Source organism: Pseudomonas sp. 34 E 7 (genome assembly GCF_900005715.1).
GTDB lineage: Bacteria > Pseudomonadota > Gammaproteobacteria > Pseudomonadales > Pseudomonadaceae > Aquipseudomonas > Aquipseudomonas orientalis_A.
The window spans coordinates 1-1,493 of record NZ_CVTX01000153.1; the positions used below are offsets into that span (position 1 = coordinate 1).

Annotated in this window: 1 protein-coding gene and 1 pseudogene; one reads left to right on the plus strand and one right to left on the minus strand. The window is 62.1% G+C overall.

The genetic code is table 11. The features are described from left to right. Nucleotides 1–145: pseudogene (locus tag BFP96_RS30480) on the minus strand (amino acid dehydrogenase); the annotation flags it as partial. Between the two features lie 187 nt (nucleotides 146–332). Here BFP96_RS30480 and BFP96_RS18555 point away from each other — a divergent pair. After that, nucleotides 333–1,136, plus strand: a complete 804-nt coding sequence (locus BFP96_RS18555; protein WP_065894815.1) for a SirB1 family protein — start codon at nucleotides 333–335, stop codon at nucleotides 1,134–1,136. Nucleotides 1,137–1,493: the final 357 nt, after the last annotated feature.

The following is a 1,493-nucleotide window of genomic DNA, read 5'->3' on the forward strand; positions in this document are numbered from 1 at the left end:
CGTCGGGATAGGCCAGGTAGCGGCAGCCGCCCAGGGCAGGGCCCAGGCGGCTGTTGTGGATGGCGATGATCGCCTTCAGCCCGGTCACCGGGTCGACGCTCAGGTGCAGCGATTCCAGGCGGGTGCTGTGCATGAGCGCAAACATCGTCGTGCTCCCGAATCACTTCTGGTAGTGGCACAAGTATAGGCTCGCGCCGGAAAAGTGCTGGATCGCACTGGAATAAGCCGCCCTAATTCGTGTGTTCTGTGACATAAGCGAGTGGGATATTTCTCAAGATGCTGGACGAAAATTCACAGCAAGGCTAAAACGAGAGCATCCGCCGGAGAATGCAATGAATCCCCGCCAAGCTTTTTTCGCCTGCCTGGAGCGTTCACCCCCTGCGCTGTTCGAAGCTGCGCTGTGGATTGCCGCCGAACACGACGCCGCCGTGCAGCCGTTGCTGATCCTGCAGGAGCTGGGCCTGTTGCAACAGCAGGTCAGCCTGGGCATGCCGGTGCTGCCGGCCGATGAGCTGGGCCAACCGTTGCTGCGGCGCATGAACGACCTGGGGTTTGCCCAGGATGACTTCACCCCGTTGCGCCCCGCCGCCGCCTTGCTCGATAAGGTGCTGCAGCGCAAGCGCGGGCAGCCCCTGGCCATGGGCCTGATCGCCCTGGAACTGGCACGGCGCCTGGACATCCCCATGGTCGGGGTGAATTTCCCCGGTCACTTCCTGCTGCGGGTGCCCGGTGCCGATCACCTGCTCGACCCCTGCGGGGGCCGACGCATGTATCCCAATGACTGTCGCGACATGCTGCATCGCCAATATGGCCCGAATCTCAAACTGCAGGCCGAACACCTGCACACCGCCGAGCCCCGCTCGATCCTGCAGCGGCTGTCACGTAACCTGCGCCAACTTTACCTGGCCAACGACGAACCGCTGGCCGCCCTGGTGGATGCCGAGCGCGTACTGGAACTGGGCAATGCCAGCGCCGCCGATTACCTGGCACGCGCCAGCCTGTATCAGCGCCTGGACTGCCCAAGCGCCGAGCGCTTCGACCTGGAACACGCGTTGATGCTCAGCGAAGACCCGATCCAGCGCCTGCGCCTGACCGAGCGACTCGGCCATCTGCCGCCCAATGCCATCGTGCATTAAGACGCCTTCAAGCAAGCCACCGCCGAGCGCACCTGGATAATCAACAACGCTGCAATCCACAGAAAAAGAAAATCTGCTGCACCGGGATTGTAGGAGCGAGCTTGCTCGCGAAAAACTCACAGGCACCGCGTTCATCCAGAAAGCACACGTTATCGTTGACGTTTTTCGCGAGCAAGCTCGCTCCTACAGAGGGCGGTGTACGCTTAACTGACTGGCATAGGTACCCCCACCACTCCACGATGCGCAGCGAGCCGCTCTTGATCTTGATCTTGATCTTAGGCGCCCCGTTAAACCACGCTGGCCGAACGCAGGCTTGAATCCGTGGGCAACCCGGCAGGACGCCGGGTTAGCCGCACT

Coding starts and splice junctions, on each gene's coding strand:
- BFP96_RS18555 (WP_065894815.1), top strand. CDS start 333: ATGAATCCCCGCCAAGCTTTTTTCGCCTGCCTGGAGCGTTCACCCCCT.